Source organism: Streptomyces sp. NPDC050161, assembly GCF_044460025.1.
GTDB lineage: Bacteria > Actinomycetota > Actinomycetes > Streptomycetales > Streptomycetaceae > Streptomyces.
Genome location: NZ_JBITJM010000007.1, coordinates 283,179 through 300,349 on the forward strand (window position 1 = coordinate 283,179; position 17,171 = coordinate 300,349).

The following is a 17,171-nucleotide window of genomic DNA, read 5'->3' on the forward strand; positions in this document are numbered from 1 at the left end:
GCAACGTGGACTTCACCAGGCGACAGGCGCTGTGGGCCGGCGGCGGCATAGGCGTGGCCGCCCTGCTGACCGCCTGCACGGGCGGCAACGGTGCGGCCTCATCCGACTCCGGCGGAAAACCCAGAAAGGGCGGCACGCTGCGCATCGGCGCACTCGGCCGCTCCTCGGCGATCACCCGCGACCCGCACGGCAGCCAGGGCAACGAGAGCGACTACCTGGTCATCGCCCTCGTCTACGACACGCTGACCGCGCCCGGCCTGAAGGACAACACCGTCGGCCGCCTCGCCGACACCTTCACGCCATCGAAGGACCTCAAGACCTGGCGCTTCACCATCGCCAAGGGAGCGACCTTCCACGACGGGACCGCGGTCACCGCGGACGACGTGGTGTGGTCGCTGCGCCGGCTGCGCCACACCCCCGCGGGCGCGGCCCGGCTGCCCGGCATCCAGGCGAAGAACATCACGGCCGACGGCAAGGGCACCGTCGTCCTCGTCTCCGACTACGCCAACGCCGAACTGCCCTCGCTCACCCGCCTGTCGACGTTCATCCTCAAGAAGGACACCCCCGAGAAGGACATCGCCACGTCGCCTGGCACCGGGCCCTTCACGCTCGACTGGTACCGCGGCGGCAACGCCCGCCTGCTGCGCAACGAGCACTGGCACGGCGGGCAGGTCCACCTCGACGCCATCGAAGTGACCATGTTCGAAAGCCCGCAGGCGATGGCCAACGCCATGATGTCCGGTCAGATCGACGTGGCATCCAACGCCGGTGCGGTCGCCGCCCGTACCGCCGCCGCCCGCAAGGACATCCAGATCGTCCGGCGCCCCAACGACATGGCCATGCCGATCGTGATGCGCACCTCCAGCGGCCCGTTCGCCGACCCCAAGGTCCGCGAGGCGATGAAACTCGTGGTGGACCGCGAGGCGATGGTCAAGCAGGCCCTGTCCGGATACGGCACCGTCGGCAACGACATGCTCGGCACCGGCGACCCCGACTACGCCAAGGACATCCCGCAGCGCCACCGCGACCTGGCGAAGGCGAAAAAGCTGCTCAAGGAAGCCGGGTTCGACTTCTCCAGGACCTACGAACTGGTCACCACCGAAGACGTCGCCGGACTCGCCGAATCCGCGACGCTCTTCGCCTCCCAGGCCCGCGAGGCCGGCATCAAGGTCAAGGTCGTCAAGCAGGAATCCGGCACCTTCTACCAGAAGACCTGGCTCAAGGGCGACTTCTACACCAACTACTGGGGCACCAACGACTCCGTGGTCTTCTTCGCCTCCAAGACCATGACCACCGGATCCGGCCAGAACGAAGCCGACTGGTCCGACAAGGACTTCGACGCCGCCTACCACAAGGCCATCGCCACCTCGGACACCGCCGCACGCGCCACCGCCCTGCACGACCTCCAGCAGATCGAGCACGACCGCTCCGGCTACCTGCTGTGGGGCGTGGCCGAGGGCATCGACCTGGCCGCGCCCAAGGTCCACGGCCTGCCCAAGCTCCCCGGCTACGGCCGCGTGCAGCTCGAAAACGTCTGGCTGGCCCCATGACCGGAACCACCGCTCCCCCGGCCGAGGCCGCCACCCGGCCCGTGACGGCATCGACGGCACGCCGCGCGGGGTTACTCGCCCTGCGGACCGCATCCGTGCTGGGCAAACGCCTCGCCATGCTCCTGATCCTGCTCGCCGTGGTGTTCGCGGCGATCGAACTGCTGCCGGGCGACGCGGCGACGGCGACGTCCGAACGCGGTGAGGGCGCCGCCGGAATCGCCGCCCGCCGTCATCTGCTGGGCCTGGACCGGCCGGTGTGGGAACGCTTCTGGGACTGGATCACCGCCCTGCCCACCGGCGACCTCGGCACATCGGCCCGCGGCCAGCAGGTGACCGACCTGCTCGCCGCGCCGCTGCCCAACACCATCGTGCTGGGCAGCACCGCCTTCGTGCTCACCGTCATCGCCGCGCTGGCACTCGGCATCTGGTCCGCCGCCCGGCCGCGCGGCGTCGTCGACCGGGTGGTGGACCTCACCTCGACCGCCGCCTTCGCGCTGCCCGAATTCGTCGTCTCCATCGGCCTGTTGCTGGTGCTGGCCCTGTGGACCGGCTGGCTGCCCGCCGCCACCGTCACCGGCGGGGACGGCGCCCCGGCCAGCTGGACCATGCTGGTGATGCCGGTACTGGCGCTGACCGTCCCGCAGACCGGCTGGAACACCCGGATCGTCCGCGCCGCCCTCGCCGACCAGGCAGCGACGCCCCACGTGGAGGCCGCCCACCTGGACGGACTGCCGCTGCGCCGGGTCCTGCTGCGCCACGCCCTGCCGGGAGCCTGGCCCGCCATCGCCACCGGCATCGCCACATCCACCGGAATGCTGCTCGGCGGCACGGTGGTGGTGGAGACCCTCTTCAACTACCCGGGAATCGGCACCGTGCTGGCCGGAGCCGTCGCCGACCGCGACACCCCCGTCATCGCCGCCGTCGTGGCCTGCGCGGCAGCCCTGATCACCGTCGTCCTCCTCCTCGCCGACCTCGTCCGCGCCCGCACCCTGGGAGCCCGCTCATGAGCGCCACCGCGGTCCTCGACCAGCGGCCCGCGCGCCGCACCTGGCCGCGGATCCTCCTGCCCGTCGCCCCCGCCGTCCTGCTCGTCCTGACCGCGGTGCTGGGCCCCGCGCTGGCCGCCCGGCCCCTCGACAAACCCGTCACCGCCCCCTACGCGGAAGCCGGCGCCGAAGCCGTCCTGGGCGGCGACCAGCTCGGCCGCGACGTCCTCAGCCGACTGCTCAACGGTGGCAGCGCCCTGATCGGCAACGCCCTGATCGTGTCGCTCGCCGTCACCGCCCTGGCCACCCTGCTCGGCTGCTACGCCGTGCTCAGCCCCCGGCTCGGACGCCTGATCGAGCGCGCATCCGACACCGCCATCCTGCTGCCGCCGGTCCTCGGCATCATGCTCATCGCGCTGGCCTGGCCCGGCGGCGGGCGGCCTGCCATCACCCTGGCCGCCATCGCGCTCGGCACGCCCTACGCGGTGCGCATCGTGGCCAGCGCAGCCGCCCCGCTCGCCGGCGCGGGCTTCATCGAGGCGGCCGTCGCGAGCGGGGAGGGCACCACCCACCTGGCGCTGCGCGAAATCCTGCCCAACCTCCGCGCCGTCGTCCTGGCCCTGTTCGGCCTGCGCTTCGTCGACGGGGTCTACGTCATCTCGATGGCCGGATTCCTCCAGCTCGGCCCCCAGCCACCCGAGGCGGACTGGGCGCTGATGATCCGTGAGAACAGCCCCGGCATCCTCCTCAACCCCTGGGCCGTGGTCGCCCCCGGCCTGGCCATCGGGCTGCTCGCCATCAGCGTCAACCTCGCCGCCAACGCCCTGGCACCGGCCACCGCGCGCCGGTCCGCCCTGCGATGACCACCGGCCACCCCGCACTCACACCCCAGGACACGCCCGTGGACACGTCCCGCACGCCGCCACCCGTCACGGTCACCGACCTCGAAATCAGCCTGTCCCACGGCCCGGTCCTGCTGAACGCCACCGACCTCAGCCTGCAAGCGGGCAGGATCGCGGCGCTGACCGGCCCCTCCGGCTCCGGCAAGACCACCCTGCTGCGCGCCCTCATCGGCGACCTCCCCCACGGCGCCCACCGCACCTCGGGCACCGTCCGGATCCTCGGCCAGGACGTCTTCGCCCTCACCCCCGACGCACTGCGCGCCCTGCGCCGCCGCCGCATCGCCTACGTCGGCCAGGATCCCGGCTCCGCCCTCAACCCCCGTATGACCGCCGCGCAGTTGATCGCGGAGGTCGCCGACGACGCCACACCCGGCGCGGTCACGGCGCTGCTGGCCGAGTGCCTGCTCCCCGAAGCGCTCGCCCACCACCGCCCCGGCGCCCTGTCCGGCGGACAACAGCGCCGCCTCGCCCTGGCCCGCGCACTGGCCCGACGCCCCGACGTCCTCCTCCTCGACGAGCCCACGGCCGGCCTCGACACCGCGCTGCGCGACGAGATCACCGACCTGCTCCGCCGCCTCGCCGCCACCCGCGACATCAGCATCGTCCTGTCCTGCCACGACCCGCACGTCGTCGACGCCTGCGCCGACACCGTCACCGCCCTCGGCACACCCGCCGAGGCCGCACCCCGCACCCCGCCCCGCGAACCCGCCCGCCCCCGCACCCCCGACCGTCCGGACACCCCCGCCGACGGCCTGCGCGCCACCCGCCTCCACGTCGCCTTCACCCACCGCCGCCACACCCACCAGGCCCTGGACGACGCGGATTTCCACGCACCGGCCGGCTCCGCCACCGGCATCACAGGACCGTCCGGCTCCGGCAAGACCACCCTCCTGCGCACCCTGGCCGGACTCCAGAAACCGAACGCCGGCTCTCTCACCTGGAACGGACAGCCGCTCCCCGCCGACGTCCGCAAACGCAGCCGCACCCAGCAACGCAGCATCCAACTCATCCCGCAGAACCCGCTCGGCGCCCTCAACCCCACCCGCACCATCGGCGCTTCCCTGACCCGCCCGCTCCAGCTCCACCGCACGGTCGCCAGGCCCCACAGGCCCGCCCGGGTCCGCCAACTCCTCGACGACGTCGGCCTCCCCGCCGACTTCGCCGACCGCTACCCCCACGAACTCTCCGGCGGCCAACGCCAGCGCGCCTCCATCGCCCGCGCCCTGGCCACCGGCCCCGACCTCCTCCTCTGCGACGAGGTCACCTCCGCCCTGGACCCGGTAACAGCCACCGCAGTCCTGGAACTCCTCACCCACCTCCGCACCGACCGCCACCTCACCCTCGTCCTCGTCAGCCACGAACTCCCCCTCATCACCCCCTACACCGACACCCTCCATCTCCTCCACGAGGGCCGGGTCACCACACCGGCCGACCGGGAACCCCTCACGAAACCATCGGCTTCCGGGGCGGTGCGGTCCTGAGGGGCAAGGGGCGGCGGCTTCAGGTCAGGGACGAGGGGCCAGACCTCACCGGACCCCCACCTCCCCCAACACCCGCCCCTGATCCCCCGTCAACTCCACCGGGAAATACAGGTAACACACACCCCCGGACCCGCCCTTGACCTTCCCCTTGTCGTCATACCGCTTCGTCCGCAGCCAGATGTTCTCGAACTGGCGGCGCGGGTAGACGTGCCGGACCGCGGCGTCGTCCTTGGAGGCGGGGTCGTTGGCGATGATGTCGCCGGACGCGGTGAAGCCGATGACGGTCATCAGGTGGCCGGCGGTGCCGTAGCCCGCGCCGTCGAGTTCGTTCGCCAGGAAGGACTGGGAGGTGATGACGGGGATGCCCGCCTGGATCAGGTGCTCGATGTCGGTGAGGGAGTCCAGGCGGGTGACGACGGCCTGGAGGTCGGGGTAGGTCGCGGCGTAGGCGGCGTTGAACGGCCAGTTGCCGCAGCCTGCGTACTGGCCGTCGAAGGTGTGGCGGGCGGCGTGGCAGACCTGGGGGTCGGCGTAGGCGGGGTCGACCCAGGCCAGGTCTTCGGGGGTGGGCCTGTGGCCCCAGTACTCGATGATCATCTGGGACGAGGTGGGGCTGCACCACGCCTCGCCGCCGTTGTCGTACTCGGGGTACTGGCCCTTGTGGATCTCCTGCGAGTAGCGCGGTACCTCGAGTTCCCTGCCGGTCGCATCCCCCGGCCGGGAGGCGGGGACCTCGAAGCGGTCGGGGACGTCCGAGCCCATCGCGCCGAGCCGCCAGACGGTCGGCGTGCGGTCGCTGCCCGGGGTGCGGTGGAGGGTGAGGCGGAGCTGATAAGCCGTCAGGCGGAGGCCGCCGGACGGGTCATCGAGGGCGAGGGTGTCGGTGGAGACGCTGCTCCGGCCGTCCTTCTGACCGTCGACGGAGGTACGGCGGATGTCGGCCTCGCCGTCGCCCGAGGTCCAGCGGCCCATGACGTACCAGGGGGTGCGGACGCCGTCGCCGTAGGTGGCGCGCAGTTCGACGGTGAGCCATGTGCCGGGCGGGGTGTGGGCGTTCCAGGAGGCGATGATCTCGGTGGCCGGGACGGTGAGGGTGTGCCGGGGGCCGGTCCAGGTGGCGTATTCCCAGGTGGCGGTCCTGCCGGTGTGCGGGTCGTGGTAGTCGGCGGTGCCCACGGGGGTGGCGAGGGTGAGGCCGGGGCGGCGGCCGGACACGACGCGGGTGCCGTCGGCGCGGCCGGAGCGCCAGTCGGCCGCTGTGGTCCAGGCGTGGTAGTCCACAAGGCTCCTCTGCGGCCGGGGGGCCGCGGGTTCCGTGGGGGCGGGTGTGGCGGGTGCGGCGGGGCGGGGCGCGGCGGACGCCATGGGGGCCGCGGCGCCGGCCGCCGCTGCGAGCGCGGCGGCCAGGACGGTGCGGCGGGGCGCTGAGCTGGTCATCGGGGATCCCCCAGTCGGTTCGGCGGGCGGAACGCGGGTCGGATCGGCACGGCGGCGGGCGCGGTGGCCGGGCGACGTACCCGGGCCCCACCCGTCGGCAGGCAATCAACTATCGCCGTTCCTGCCGGGCTTCGGCCAGCGGTTCGACGCGCGTCGCGGCGGCAATATTGGTGCAGACCACTGACGTACGCTGGCGCGATGAACCAGGATCTGGCGCCGCTCGCGGCCCGGCTCGGCGCCCTGCCGCCGTCCTGCGGGCCGGTGCGGCTGATCGGCGTCGACGGGCACGCGGGCTCCGGCAAGAGCACCTTCGCCCGGCGGCTGTCCGAAGCACTCGGGGGCGCGCCCGTCGTACCGACCGACGACCTCGCCACGCACGAGCAGCTCTTCGACTGGGCCGAGCGGTTCCGTACGCAGCTGCTGGAGCCGCTGTCCCGGGGGCGCCGGGCGCGCTACGAGGTCTACGACTGGGTGCGCGGCGCGTTCGCCGGGGCGCGCGAGCTGGAGCCGGCGCCGGTGGTGCTGGTCGAAGGAGTCGGCAGCGGGCGCCGTGCGCTGCGGCCGTACCTGGCGTGCCTGCTGTGGATGGAGCTGGCGGACGCGCACTCCTGGGAACGGGGGCGGCGGCGGGACGGACCCGACCTCTCCGGTTTCTGGGATGGCTGGATCCCGGCGGAGCGCGCGCACTTCGCGGCGGACCCGTCCCGGCCGTACGCCGATCTCCTGGTGCTCCAGGGAAAGTTGGGGTACGAGGTGCGCATGGGGCCCGCAGCCGACGGCTGAACTCCCGGTATTTTCACGCTCCGTTACCAGACATGAACCGTACACGGACTATCTCCGCACAGCTCCCGCCGAGTGCCCCAACTCGGCTTGACCTGGGGGGCGTACAGGACTTACGTTCTCATTGTGCGGTTCTGACGGACCGCCCGCAGTCGCGAAGCCCCCGGTTGTTCCCCCGTGATCGGGGGCTTCGTTCTGCCCTGATTTCCCTTTTGCCGCCCTCGGCGCCGCGTCCTCCTCACCCAGGGTCACCGCACCCTTCGCGCCGGTCCTGCCGCTCTCCCCGCACCGCCCCCTACGGCCTGCACCGATACCGCGGGTACCATGCGAGTCGGTGCCACCGAAGGACGGGCGAGGACCGGCGACGCGCGCGGTGAAGGCAACTCCCGCCCCAAGGACGCCGGTTCACGGCGGACTGCGGTCCGGCACTCGTCCGGCGGCACACCACGGGGGTACGTTTTTTGTGGGGGGACGCGATGGATTCCGGCACACAGGGCACGCCGCCCGCCCCGGCCGAACTCGCCTGGCTGCGCGCGGTCGACGCGTACACCGTCGGCGCGTATCCGCAGGCCGAGGAGGAGTTCCGGGCCGCGGTGCGGCTGGACCCGACGATGGCGGATGCCTGGCTCGGGCTGCACGCGCTGCGCGCCGACACCTCCACCGCGCTGCTGCGCATGCACCGCCACCGCGACCGCTTCGGCGAGCAGCGGGCCAGACACCGACGGTCCCTCAACTCCTGGTACTGGCTGGGCTGGTGGGTCCAGCCGGTGCTGGAGACCAGCCGTGACCTGCTGCTCGCGCACGCCTCCCACTGGCTCGACGGCCGCCACATCGCCGAACTCGACCAGGCGCTGGCCTGCTGCCCGCCGGTCGACACCGATCCCCAGGTCCGCTTCCTGCACGCCTGCCGCGGCTATCTCGTCAAGGACTGGGACCAGTTGGTACGGCACACCGAACCGCTGCTCGACGATCCCGCGCTGGGCATCGAGGCCGGGCTGTTCGGCGGCATGGCGCGGGTGCGCCTGGAGATGTACGGCCAGGCCGCGCCGCTGCTGTCCACCGCCCTGATGCGCTGCCGCAGCGAGCAGCCGCAGCGCAAGGAGCTGCGCTACTGGCTGGCCCGCGCGCACGAAGGCACCGGCCGCTCGGCCGCCGCACTCCCCCTCTACCGCGCCGTGCACCGCGTCGACCAGGCGTTCATGGACACCACCGCGCGGCTCGCCGCCATCGCCCAGGCGGACGGCCTGGAGGAGGGCGGGGACCTCGCCGCGGTCTCCGCATCCGGCTTCGGCCAGGAGGTGGGCGGCGACCTCGACCCGCTCGCCCCGCTCGACCCGGTCGACGGGCGCGAGCTGCTGGGCGGCGGCGAGACGGGCGCCCCCGAAGGGGCCGGCGGCGCGCTCGGCGGGGCCGGTCCGGCGCGGAACAAGGCGGCGCCGGTGCCGCGCGGCACCGAACGGCTGCCGGCCGGGCCCGCCGACCCGGTACTCCTGGAGAAGGCGCTGGCCGAGCTGGAGCGGATGGTCGGTATGGAGCCGGTCAAGCGCCAGGTACGGGCGCTCTCCGCGCAGCTGCGGATGGCCGGACTGCGGGCCGGGCAGGGGCTGCCGGTGCAGCCGCCCAAGCGGCACTTCGTCTTCTCCGGCCCGTCGGGCACCGGCAAGACGACCGTGGCCCGGATACTCGGGCGGGTCTTCTACGCGCTCGGGCTGCTCGGCGGCGATCACCTGGTGGAGGCCCAACGCGCGGACCTGGTGGGCGAGTTCCTCGGCCAGACCGCCGTCAAGGCCAACGAGCTGATCGACTCGGCGCTGGGCGGCGTGCTCTTCGTCGACGAGGCGTACAGCCTGGCCAACTCCGGCTACAGCAAGGGCGACGCGTACGGCGACGAAGCCCTTCAGGTGCTGCTCAAACGCGCCGAGGACAACCGCGACCGGCTCGTCGTCATCCTCGCCGGCTACCCGGAGGGCATGGACCGCCTGCTGGCCGCCAACCCGGGCCTGTCCTCCCGCTTCACCTCCCGCGTCGACTTCCCCAGCTACCGGCCGCTGGAACTGACCGCGATCGGCGAGGTGCTGGCGGCGGAGAACGGCGACCGCTGGGACGAGGAGTCACGCGACGAGCTGTGCAGCATCAGCGGCCACGTCGTCGAACAGGGCTGGATCGACGAACTCGGCAACGGCCGCTTCCTGCGCACCCTGTACGAGAAGAGCTGCGCCTACCGCGACCTGCGGCTTTCCACCTGGCGCGGCACCCCGGGCCGCGACGACCTCGCCACGCTGCGGCTGCCCGATCTGATGCAGGCGTACGGCGAGGTGCTGTCGGGCCGCGGCCCCGACCCGCAGGGGCCGCCGCCGGACTGACCGGCGCCGGCCCCTGACCTGCCGGTCAGCCCGCCAGCGCCCGGTCCTGGTACGCCGGATCGTCCTGCGGCACCGCGCCCGCGTGCGGCTGCGAGCCGTCGCGCGGCTCGCCGAGGCGGGCATCGGCGGCCACCGGGCGCGCGTCCCGGGCGCCGTGGCTGCCGCTCGCGGTGCGGTGGGCGGGATCCCGCATCTCGCCCACCAGCATCTCCAGGACGTCCTCCAGCGCGACCAGGCCGACGACCCGGCCGGTGGGCCCGGCGACGGCGGCGAGGTGGGAGGCGGCGCCGCGCATCGCCGTCAGGGCGTCGTCCAGCGGCAGTTCGGCGCGCAGCGTCGCCATCGGGTGCCAGACCCGCTGCGGTACCGCACGGTCCCGCTCCTCCAGGTCCAGCACGTCCTTGACGTGCAGATATCCCATGTACGCCCCGCCGGATGCACAGACCGGGAAGCGGGAGTAGCCGGTCTTCACGGTCAGCTCCTCGACCTGGCGCGGGGTGACCGTCGGGTCGACGGTCACCAGGCCCGCAGGGTCGAGGAGTACGTCGGTGACCGGGCGGCTGCCCAGCTCCAACGCGTCCGCGAGCCGCTCCTGTTCGGCCGGGGCGAGCAGGCCCGCCTGCCCCGCGTCCTCGACGAGATGGGTCAGCTGCTCGCTGGTGAAGACCGCCTCGACCTCGTCCTTGGGCTCGACGCGGAAGATCCGCAGCACGCCCCGGGCACAGGCGCCGAGCAGCGCGGTGACCGGGCGGCAGAGGCGGGCGAAGGCGACGAGTCCGGGGCTGAACCACAGGGCGGTCTTCTCGGGCGCCGCCATCGCGAGGTTCTTGGGGACCATCTCGCCGATGACCAGGTGCAGAAAGACCACCAGGGCGAGGGCGATGGCGTAGCCGAGCGGGTGGATCAGCGGTTCCGGCAGATGTACCGCGTGGAAGACCGGCTCCAGCAGGTGGGCGACGGTCGGCTCGGCGACCGCGCCGAGCGTCAGGGAACAGACGGTGATGCCGAACTGGGCCGCCGCCATCATCTGCGGCAGATTCTCCAGACCGTGCAGCACCTGGCGGGCCCGCTTGGAACCCTCGGTGGCCAGCGGCTCGATCTGGCTGCGGCGTACCGACACCAGGGCGAACTCGGCGCCGACGAAGAAGCCGTTGGCGAGCACGAGGAGGACGGCGAGCAGGAGTTGGGCGGCGCTCATCGTGCCACCTCCGCTCCGGCGCCGACGGTTTCCCTGGCCGGTGCCGCGCCGGCCGGAGCCGTGCGCACGATCCTTATCCGCTCGGCGCGGTGGTGCGAGACCAGCCGCACCCGCAGCCGCCAGCCGTCGAGTTCGGCGATGTCGCCGGGGGCCGGGATCCGGCCGAGTATGTGGGCCACCATTCCCGCCACCGTCTCGTACGGCCCGTCGGGCGCCTCCAGGCCGATCCGCCGCAGTCTGTCGACCCGGCAGCCGCCGTCGGCGTCCCAGGCGGGCCTGCCGTCCTCGGCCGGAGCCTGGCCCAGCTCGGGCAGGTCCACCCGGTCGTGCTCGTCCCGCACCTCGCCGACGAGTTCCTCGATGATGTCCTCCAGCGTGACCACACCGGCGGTGCCGCCGTACTCGTCGACGACCACCGCGATGGGCTGCTCGCTGCGCAGCCGCTCCAGCAGCGGCGCCACCGGCAGCGTCGCCGGCACCTGGAGGGGCGGCACCGCGAGCCGGCCCGCGGGTGTGCGCAGCCGGTCGTGCGCCGGGATCGCCAGCGCGTCCTTGAGGTGCACCATGCCGACGACCTCGTCGAGGCGGGTGTGGTAGACGGGGAAGCGGGAAAGGCCCGTGGCGCGGGTGAGGTTGACGACGTCCTCGGCGGTGGCCGAAGCCTGCAGGGCGCTGACCCGTACCCGAGGTGTCATGACGTTCTCCGCGGTCAGGTCGCCGAGGGACAGGCTGCGTACGAACAGGTCGGCGGTGTCCTGCTCGATGGCGCCCGCCTGGGCGGAGTGCCGGGCCAGGGAGACCAGTTCGCCGGGGGTGCGGGCGGAGGCCAGTTCGTCGGTCGGCTCCACGCCGAGGGCCCGGACGAGACGGTTCGCGACGGTGTTCAGCAGGGTGATCACCGGGCGGAAGAAGCGGGAGAAGGCGTCTTGCGGGGCGGCGACGAAGCGGGCCACCTGGAGCGGCTTGGAGACCGCCCAGTTCTTGGGCACCAGCTCGCCGATCACCATCTGGACGGCAGAGGCCAGCAGCATGCCGAGCACCACGGCGATACCGGGCACCGCGCCCCGGGGCAGCCCGATCGCGGTCAGCGGCCCGTTCAGCAGCTCGGCGAGCGCGGGCTCGGCGAGCATGCCGACGACCAACGAGGTGATGGTGATGCCCAGTTGGGTGCCGGACAGCTGGAAGGACAGCTCGCGGAGCGCGGATACGACGGTGGCGGCGCGGCGGTCGCCTTCGGCGGCGGCCCGCTCGGCCTCGGCCTTCTCCACGGTGACGAGCCCGAACTCGGCGGCCACGAAGAAGCCGTTGGCCAGGATCAGTACGAGGGCGGCGGCGAGCAGCAGCAGCGGGCCGGTCATGCCGCCGCCTCCGTCGTCCGCGGGGGTCGGGGAGGGGCGGCGCAGGTACTACAGGACGATCCATCCATTGCTGGAGGGAGTCACTCCTCAGGTCGCAGTGGCCCCGGGGCGGGGCAGGGCGTGAAGAGCGCCCCGCGGAACAGAGTAATCAGCGGGGCGCGGATCGGCGGGGAACACCTCGGAGAGCGAGGTCACCCACGGCCGGGTCACGCGGCGGCGGAACCGCCGGTTCCGTGGCTCTCGGCGAGCGCGCGCAGCGCGCGGGCGTCGCGGACGGCGTGCTCCCTGCCGATGCCGGGCTGGATGCCCATCGCGGGGAGGCTGGTGCCGTCGGCGAGGTCCAGATGGACCCAGGCGTCACCGTTGCGGAGGTTGACGCGCAGCACCTGGGCCCAGTCCAGCTCGCGCCGGGTGGTGAGGTTGACGACCGTGAGGCCCTCCTGCCGCGCGATCACCTTGGGGCGGGCGAGCAGCAGGAGGACGGCGAGCACCACGAGTCCGGTGAAGATGAAGCTGAGCCGCTCGCCCCCGGTCAGCGCGGGCAGCGCCAGCGCGATGGCGGTCAGCGCGGCGAACTGGGCGAGGCCGACGCCGTACAGGACGGCCCGGGTACGGGTCGGCCGGAAGGTCACCGGGAGGCTGGGCAGGGGTGCGGGCGCGGACACGTCGTCGGTCTTCCGTCTCGTGGGCATGCGGTGGTGCGGGCCGTTCGACGGCCGCGGGTCAGAGTCGGCAGGCGTGGATGCCGGTGGTCAGGATCGCGCGGGCGCCGAGGTCGTACAGCTCGTCCATGATGCGCTGGGCGTCCTTGGACGGGACCATCGAGCGGACCGCGACCCAGCCTTCGTGGTGCAGCGGGGAGACGGTCGGCGACTCCAGGCCCGGGGTGAGGCCCACGGCCTTCTCGACGTGCTCGACGCGGATGTCGTAGTCCATCATCACGTACCGGCGGGCCACCAGGACGCCCTGCATGCGGCGCAGGAACTGGCGCACCTTCGGGTCGTCGGCGGGGGCGCCGGTGCGGCGGATGACGACGGCCTCGGACTTGAGGATCGGCTCGCCGATGATCTCCAGACCGGCGTTGCGCAGGGTGGTGCCGGTCTCCACGACATCGGCGATGATCTCGGCGACGCCGAGCTGGATGGCGGTCTCCACCGCGCCGTCGAGGTGGACGACCGAGGCGTCCACGCCGTTGTCGGCGAGGTGCTGGGTGACCAGGCCGGAGAACGAGGTGGCGACCGTCATGCCGCCGAACTCGGTGACGTCCTTCGCGGTGCCGGGGCGGGTGGCGTAACGGAACGTCGATCCGGCGAAGCCGAGCTGGAGGATCTCCTCGGCCTGCGAGCCGGAGTCCAGCAGCAGGTCGCGGCCGGTGATGCCGATGTCGAGCTTGCCCGAGCCGACGTAGACCGCGATGTCGCGCGGGCGGAGGAAGAAGAACTCGACCTCGTTCTCGGCGTCGACCAGGACCAGTTCCCTGCGGTCCTTGCGCTGGCGGTAGCCGGCCTCATGGAGCATCGCCGACGCAGGCTCGGACAGTGAACCCTTGTTGGGGACAGCGATGCGCAGCATGAGGTGGACTTCCTTCGGTGGGTGGGGTGTTGAGTGGTGAGCGGGGGCGCTCAGAGGTGGCTGTAGACGTCGTCGAGGGTGAGACCCTTGGCGATCATCATGACCTGGAGGTGGTAGAGGAGCTGGGAGATCTCCTCCGCCGCCGCCTCGTCCGATTCGTGTTCCGCGGCCATCCAGACCTCGGCGGCCTCTTCGACGACCTTCTTGCCGATCGTATGGACGCCGGCCTGGACCAGCTCGGCGGTACGGGAGGACGCGGGGTCGCCGGTGGCGGCCTTCTGCTGGAGCTCGGAGAAGAGCTCCTCGAAAGTCTTCTTGGACATGGTGATCCCTACCCTAGCGGGCAATGTCGCAGCGGCGCGCAGCGCCACCACGGAAGGGTGGCGGAGGGCGACGGGCGGGGGCGCAGCGCCACCCCTGAAGGGTGGCGGCCGGTCAGCGCCAGGGTTCGGACACGGTGCGCAGGGTGGCGGCGGTGGCGACCGCCGCGGTGACCGCTTCGTGGCCCTTGTCCTCGGTGGATCCTTCGATGCCCGCGCGGTCCAGGGCCTGCTGTTCGGTGTCGCAGGTCAGTACGCCGAAGCCGATCGGGACGCCGGTGTCGACCGCGACCTGGGTCAGGCCCTGGGTGACGCCCTGGCAGACGTAGTCGAAGTGCGGGGTGCCGCCCTTGATGACGACGCCGAGCGCCACCACCGCGTCGTAACCGCGCCCGGCCAGGACCTTGGCGACGACGGGCAGCTCGAAGGCGCCGGGCACCCGTAGCAGCGTGGGCTCGTCGATGCCCAGCTCGGCCAGGGCACGCAGGGCGCCGTCGACCAGGCCGTCCATGATCTGCTCGTGCCACTGCGCGGCGATCACGGCGACCCGCAGGTCTCCGCAGTTCTTCACGGTCAGTTCGGGTGCGCCTTTGCCGCTCACGGTTCTCCTCGTACGGGTGATGTTGTGCGTGCTGACGGTGGGTGGGGGCGGGGTCCGCGGCTACCGGTTGTCGCAGTCGCCGGTGTGTCCGGCGTCCAGCCACGGCAGGTCGTGGCCCATCCGGTCGCGCTTGGTGCGCAGGTAGCGGAGGTTGTGCTCGCCCGCCTGCACGGGCATCGGCACCCGGCCGCTGACCTTGAGGCCGTCGCGGATCAGGGCCGCGGCCTTGTCGGGGTTGTTGGTCAGCAGCCGGACCGAGCGGACGCCGAGGTCCTGGAGCATCTGGGCGCCGGCGCCGTAGTCGCGTGAGTCGGCGGGCAGGCCCAGTTCGAGGTTGGCGTCCAGGGTGTCGTGGCCCTGTTCCTGGAGTGCGTAGGCGCGCAGCTTGGACAGCAGGCCGATGCCGCGTCCCTCGTGGCCGCGCAGGTAGATGACCACGCCGCGGCCGGCGGTGGCGATCCGCTCCAGCGACGCCTCCAGCTGGGGTCCGCAGTCGCAGCGCAGCGAGTGGAAGACGTCGCCGGTCAGGCACTCGGAGTGGACCCGGACCAGGACGTCGTCGCCGTCGCCGATGTCGCCTGCGACCAGCGCGATGTGCTCGACGCCGTCGACGGTGGAGCGGTAGCCGTACGCGGTGAACTCGCCGTGCGCGGTGGGCAGCCGGGTCTCGGCCTCGCGGCGGACGGTGGGGGCGGACGTCCTGCGGTAGGCGATGAGGTCCTTGATGGAGATGATGGCGATGCCGTGTTTGCGGGCGAACGGCACCAGTTCCGGCAGCCGCAGCATCGCGCCGTCCTCGCCGGCGATCTCCACGATGGCGGCGGCCGGGCGCAGTCCGGCGAGCCGGGCGAGGTCGACACCCGCCTCGGTGTGGCCGTTGCGGACCAGGACGCCGCCGGGCCTGGCGCGCAGCGGGAAGATGTGCCCCGGGCGCACGAAGTCGCCGGCCACGGTGGCGCCTGAGGCGAGCATCCGCAGGGTGGTGGCGCGGTCGGCGGCGGAGATGCCGGTGCTGACGCCGTGTTCCGGGGTCGCGTCGACGGTGACGGTGAAGGCGGTCCGCATCGATTCGGTGTTGTGCTCGACCATCTGCGGGAGCCCGAGCCGGTCCAGGTCGGCGCCCTCCATGGGGGCGCAGATCAGGCCGCGGCATTCGCTCATCATGAAGGCGACGATCTCGGCGGTGGCCTTCTCCGCGGCGATGACCAGGTCGCCCTCGTTCTCGCGGTCCTCGTCGTCGACGACCACGACGGGCCGGCCGGCCGCGATGTCGGCGATGGCCCGCTCGACGGGATCGAGCGTCAGGTCCGCGTCGTCGGCGGACTCGTACCAGCTCTGCAGTGCGGTCATGCCGCTGCTCCTTCCAAGACGGCGGCGGCGCTCGTCCGCGAGCGCAGCCACCAGTCGCGCATGCCCCACGCGACGAGCGCGAGATAGACGACGTAGACGAATCCGGAGAAGGCGAGCCCGCTGCTGAAGGCGAGCGGGACGCCGACGAGGTCGACCAGCAGCCAGGCGAACCAGAACTCCACCAGGCCGCGCGCCTGGGCGACCATCGCGGCGAGCGTGCCGACGAAGATGTAGGCGTCGGGCCAGGGGTTCCAGGACAGCTGCGGGACGAGCGTGAAGAGCCCGCCGACGGCGGCGGTGCCGAGCGCGGTGCCGCCGATCAGCAGCCCGCGCTCGCGCCAGGTGGCGAAGCGGACGGCGATGGAGCCGTCCTGGGCCTGCCGACGGCCGCGCTGCCAGGCCCGCCAGCCCCACAGCGCCACACCGATGACCAGCAGTTGCTTGCCGACCCCGCCGCTGAGGTGGGCGGACGCGTAGGCGGCGACGAGGATGACGCCGGACAGGAACTGGGCGGGCCAGGTCCATATGGAGCGACGCCAGCCGAGTGCCAGGGCGGCGAGCCCGATGGTGTTGCCGACCATGTCGGACCAGATGACGTGCTGTCCGAAGGCGGTGAACGCCTCGCCGTTCAGCCAGGTCAGGGCGCTCACCGGACGGCCCCTTCCCGGTCCTTGCCGCCCTCGCCGCCCGCGCCGAGCAGCCGCTCGACGTACTTGGCGAGGACGTCGACCTCCAGGTTGACGGGGTCGCCGGTCTTCTTGATGCCGAGGGTGGTCAGGGCGAGGGTGGTGGGGATGAGGCTGATGGTGAAGTGGTCGTCGGCGGCGTCGACGACGGTCAGGCTGACACCGTCGACGGTGATCGACCCCTTCTCGACGACGTAGCGGGCGAGCCCGGCGGGCAGCGCGATCGTGACGATCTCCCAGTGTTCGCCGGGGGTGCGGCCGGTGATGGTGCCGGTGCCGTCGACGTGCCCCTGGACGAGGTGCCCGCCGAGCCGGCCGCCGAGCGCCATGGGGCGTTCGAGGTTGACCCGCGAGCCGACGGTCAGGGCGCCGAGGCTGGAGCGCTTGAGGGTCTCGGCCATCACATCGGCGGTGAACTCACCGTCGGCGGTGTCCACGACCGTCAGACAGACGCCGTTGACGGCGATGGAGTCGCCGTGCCGGGCGCCGTCCGTGACGACCGGGCCGCGCAGGCGGAAGCGGGAGGCGTCGCCGAGGTTCTCGACGGCGGTGACCTCACCCAGTTCTTCGACGATTCCGGTGAACAC

Annotated in this window: 16 protein-coding genes; 6 read left to right on the forward strand and 10 right to left on the reverse strand. The window is 72.5% G+C overall.

The window, feature by feature from the left end:
* The first annotated feature begins 5 nt into the window (after positions 1-5).
* The 4 genes from ACIBK8_RS15605 to ACIBK8_RS15620 are packed head-to-tail and all read left to right on the forward strand — an operon-like array spanning position 6 to position 4,919.
* Entirely contained in the window at positions 6-1,550 is a 1,545-nt protein-coding gene (locus ACIBK8_RS15605; protein WP_399042334.1) for an ABC transporter substrate-binding protein, read from the forward strand.
* Positions 1,547-2,557, forward strand: coding sequence for an ABC transporter permease (locus ACIBK8_RS15610; protein ID WP_399042335.1), 1,011 nt, complete (start codon positions 1,547-1,549; stop codon positions 2,555-2,557). Before ACIBK8_RS15605 ends, ACIBK8_RS15610 begins: the two co-directional genes overlap by 4 nt.
* Positions 2,554-3,399: an ABC transporter permease gene (locus ACIBK8_RS15615; RefSeq protein WP_399042336.1), complete on the forward strand. Its 846-nt coding sequence runs from the start codon at positions 2,554-2,556 to the stop codon at positions 3,397-3,399. Before ACIBK8_RS15610 ends, ACIBK8_RS15615 begins: the two co-directional genes overlap by 4 nt.
* Positions 3,400-3,437: 38 nt before the next feature.
* Positions 3,438-4,919: an ABC transporter ATP-binding protein gene (locus ACIBK8_RS15620; protein WP_399042337.1), complete on the forward strand. Its 1,482-nt coding sequence runs from the start codon at positions 3,438-3,440 to the stop codon at positions 4,917-4,919.
* A gap of 45 nt (positions 4,920-4,964) precedes the next feature.
* Here ACIBK8_RS15620 and ACIBK8_RS15625 read toward each other — a convergent pair whose 3' ends face one another.
* The gene (locus ACIBK8_RS15625) at positions 4,965-6,356 is read right to left on the reverse strand and encodes a peptidase C39 family protein (protein WP_399042338.1); all 1,392 of its coding nucleotides are present in this window, start codon (positions 6,354-6,356) and stop codon (positions 4,965-4,967) included.
* 198 nt (positions 6,357-6,554) lie between these two features.
* On the opposite strand from ACIBK8_RS15625, the gene ACIBK8_RS15630 reads away from it, so the two are divergent.
* Together ACIBK8_RS15630 and ACIBK8_RS15635 are read left to right on the forward strand one after the other, a co-directional pair.
* Complete coding sequence (locus ACIBK8_RS15630; protein ID WP_399042339.1) at positions 6,555-7,139, forward strand: uridine kinase; 585 nt, start codon at positions 6,555-6,557, stop codon at positions 7,137-7,139.
* Between the two features lie 473 nt (positions 7,140-7,612).
* Positions 7,613-9,499 carry an AAA family ATPase gene (locus tag ACIBK8_RS15635; protein ID WP_399042340.1) on the forward strand — a complete coding sequence of 629 codons (1,887 nt, stop codon included), beginning with the start codon at positions 7,613-7,615 and terminating at the stop codon, positions 9,497-9,499.
* 25 nt (positions 9,500-9,524) lie between these two features.
* Here ACIBK8_RS15635 and ACIBK8_RS15640 read toward each other — a convergent pair whose 3' ends face one another.
* From ACIBK8_RS15640 to ACIBK8_RS15680, 9 genes are all read right to left on the reverse strand, one after another.
* Entirely contained in the window at positions 9,525-10,697 is a 1,173-nt protein-coding gene (locus tag ACIBK8_RS15640; RefSeq protein ID WP_399042342.1) for a hemolysin family protein, read from the reverse strand.
* Entirely contained in the window at positions 10,694-12,055 is a 1,362-nt protein-coding gene (locus ACIBK8_RS15645) for a hemolysin family protein (RefSeq protein WP_399042344.1), read from the reverse strand. The genes ACIBK8_RS15640 and ACIBK8_RS15645 overlap by 4 nt, the downstream gene beginning before the upstream one ends.
* A 206-nt stretch (positions 12,056-12,261) precedes the next feature.
* Entirely contained in the window at positions 12,262-12,747 is a 486-nt protein-coding gene (locus tag ACIBK8_RS15650; protein ID WP_399042345.1) for a PH domain-containing protein, read from the reverse strand.
* Positions 12,748-12,778: 31 nt separating this feature from the next.
* On the reverse strand, positions 12,779-13,627 hold the full coding sequence (hisG, locus tag ACIBK8_RS15655; protein ID WP_393687788.1) for an ATP phosphoribosyltransferase: 849 nt from the start codon (positions 13,625-13,627) through the stop codon (positions 12,779-12,781).
* A gap of 50 nt (positions 13,628-13,677) precedes the next feature.
* Positions 13,678-13,950 (reverse strand): phosphoribosyl-ATP diphosphatase, encoded by a 273-nt coding sequence (locus tag ACIBK8_RS15660; RefSeq protein WP_399042346.1) that lies wholly within the window; start codon positions 13,948-13,950, stop codon positions 13,678-13,680.
* Positions 13,951-14,062: 112 nt separating this feature from the next.
* Positions 14,063-14,548: a 6,7-dimethyl-8-ribityllumazine synthase gene (gene ribH / locus ACIBK8_RS15665; protein ID WP_393687786.1), complete on the reverse strand. Its 486-nt coding sequence runs from the start codon at positions 14,546-14,548 to the stop codon at positions 14,063-14,065.
* Positions 14,549-14,608: 60 nt separating this feature from the next.
* A complete protein-coding gene (locus ACIBK8_RS15670) occupies positions 14,609-15,898 on the reverse strand; it encodes a bifunctional 3,4-dihydroxy-2-butanone-4-phosphate synthase/GTP cyclohydrolase II (protein WP_399042348.1) in 1,290 nt (429 codons plus the stop codon).
* Positions 15,895-16,548 carry a nicotinamide riboside transporter PnuC gene (locus ACIBK8_RS15675; protein WP_399042349.1) on the reverse strand — a complete coding sequence of 218 codons (654 nt, stop codon included), beginning with the start codon at positions 16,546-16,548 and terminating at the stop codon, positions 15,895-15,897. Before ACIBK8_RS15675 ends, ACIBK8_RS15670 begins: the two co-directional genes overlap by 4 nt.
* Positions 16,545-17,171, reverse strand: a complete 627-nt coding sequence (locus ACIBK8_RS15680; RefSeq protein ID WP_399042350.1) for a riboflavin synthase — start codon at positions 17,169-17,171, stop codon at positions 16,545-16,547. Before ACIBK8_RS15680 ends, ACIBK8_RS15675 begins: the two co-directional genes overlap by 4 nt.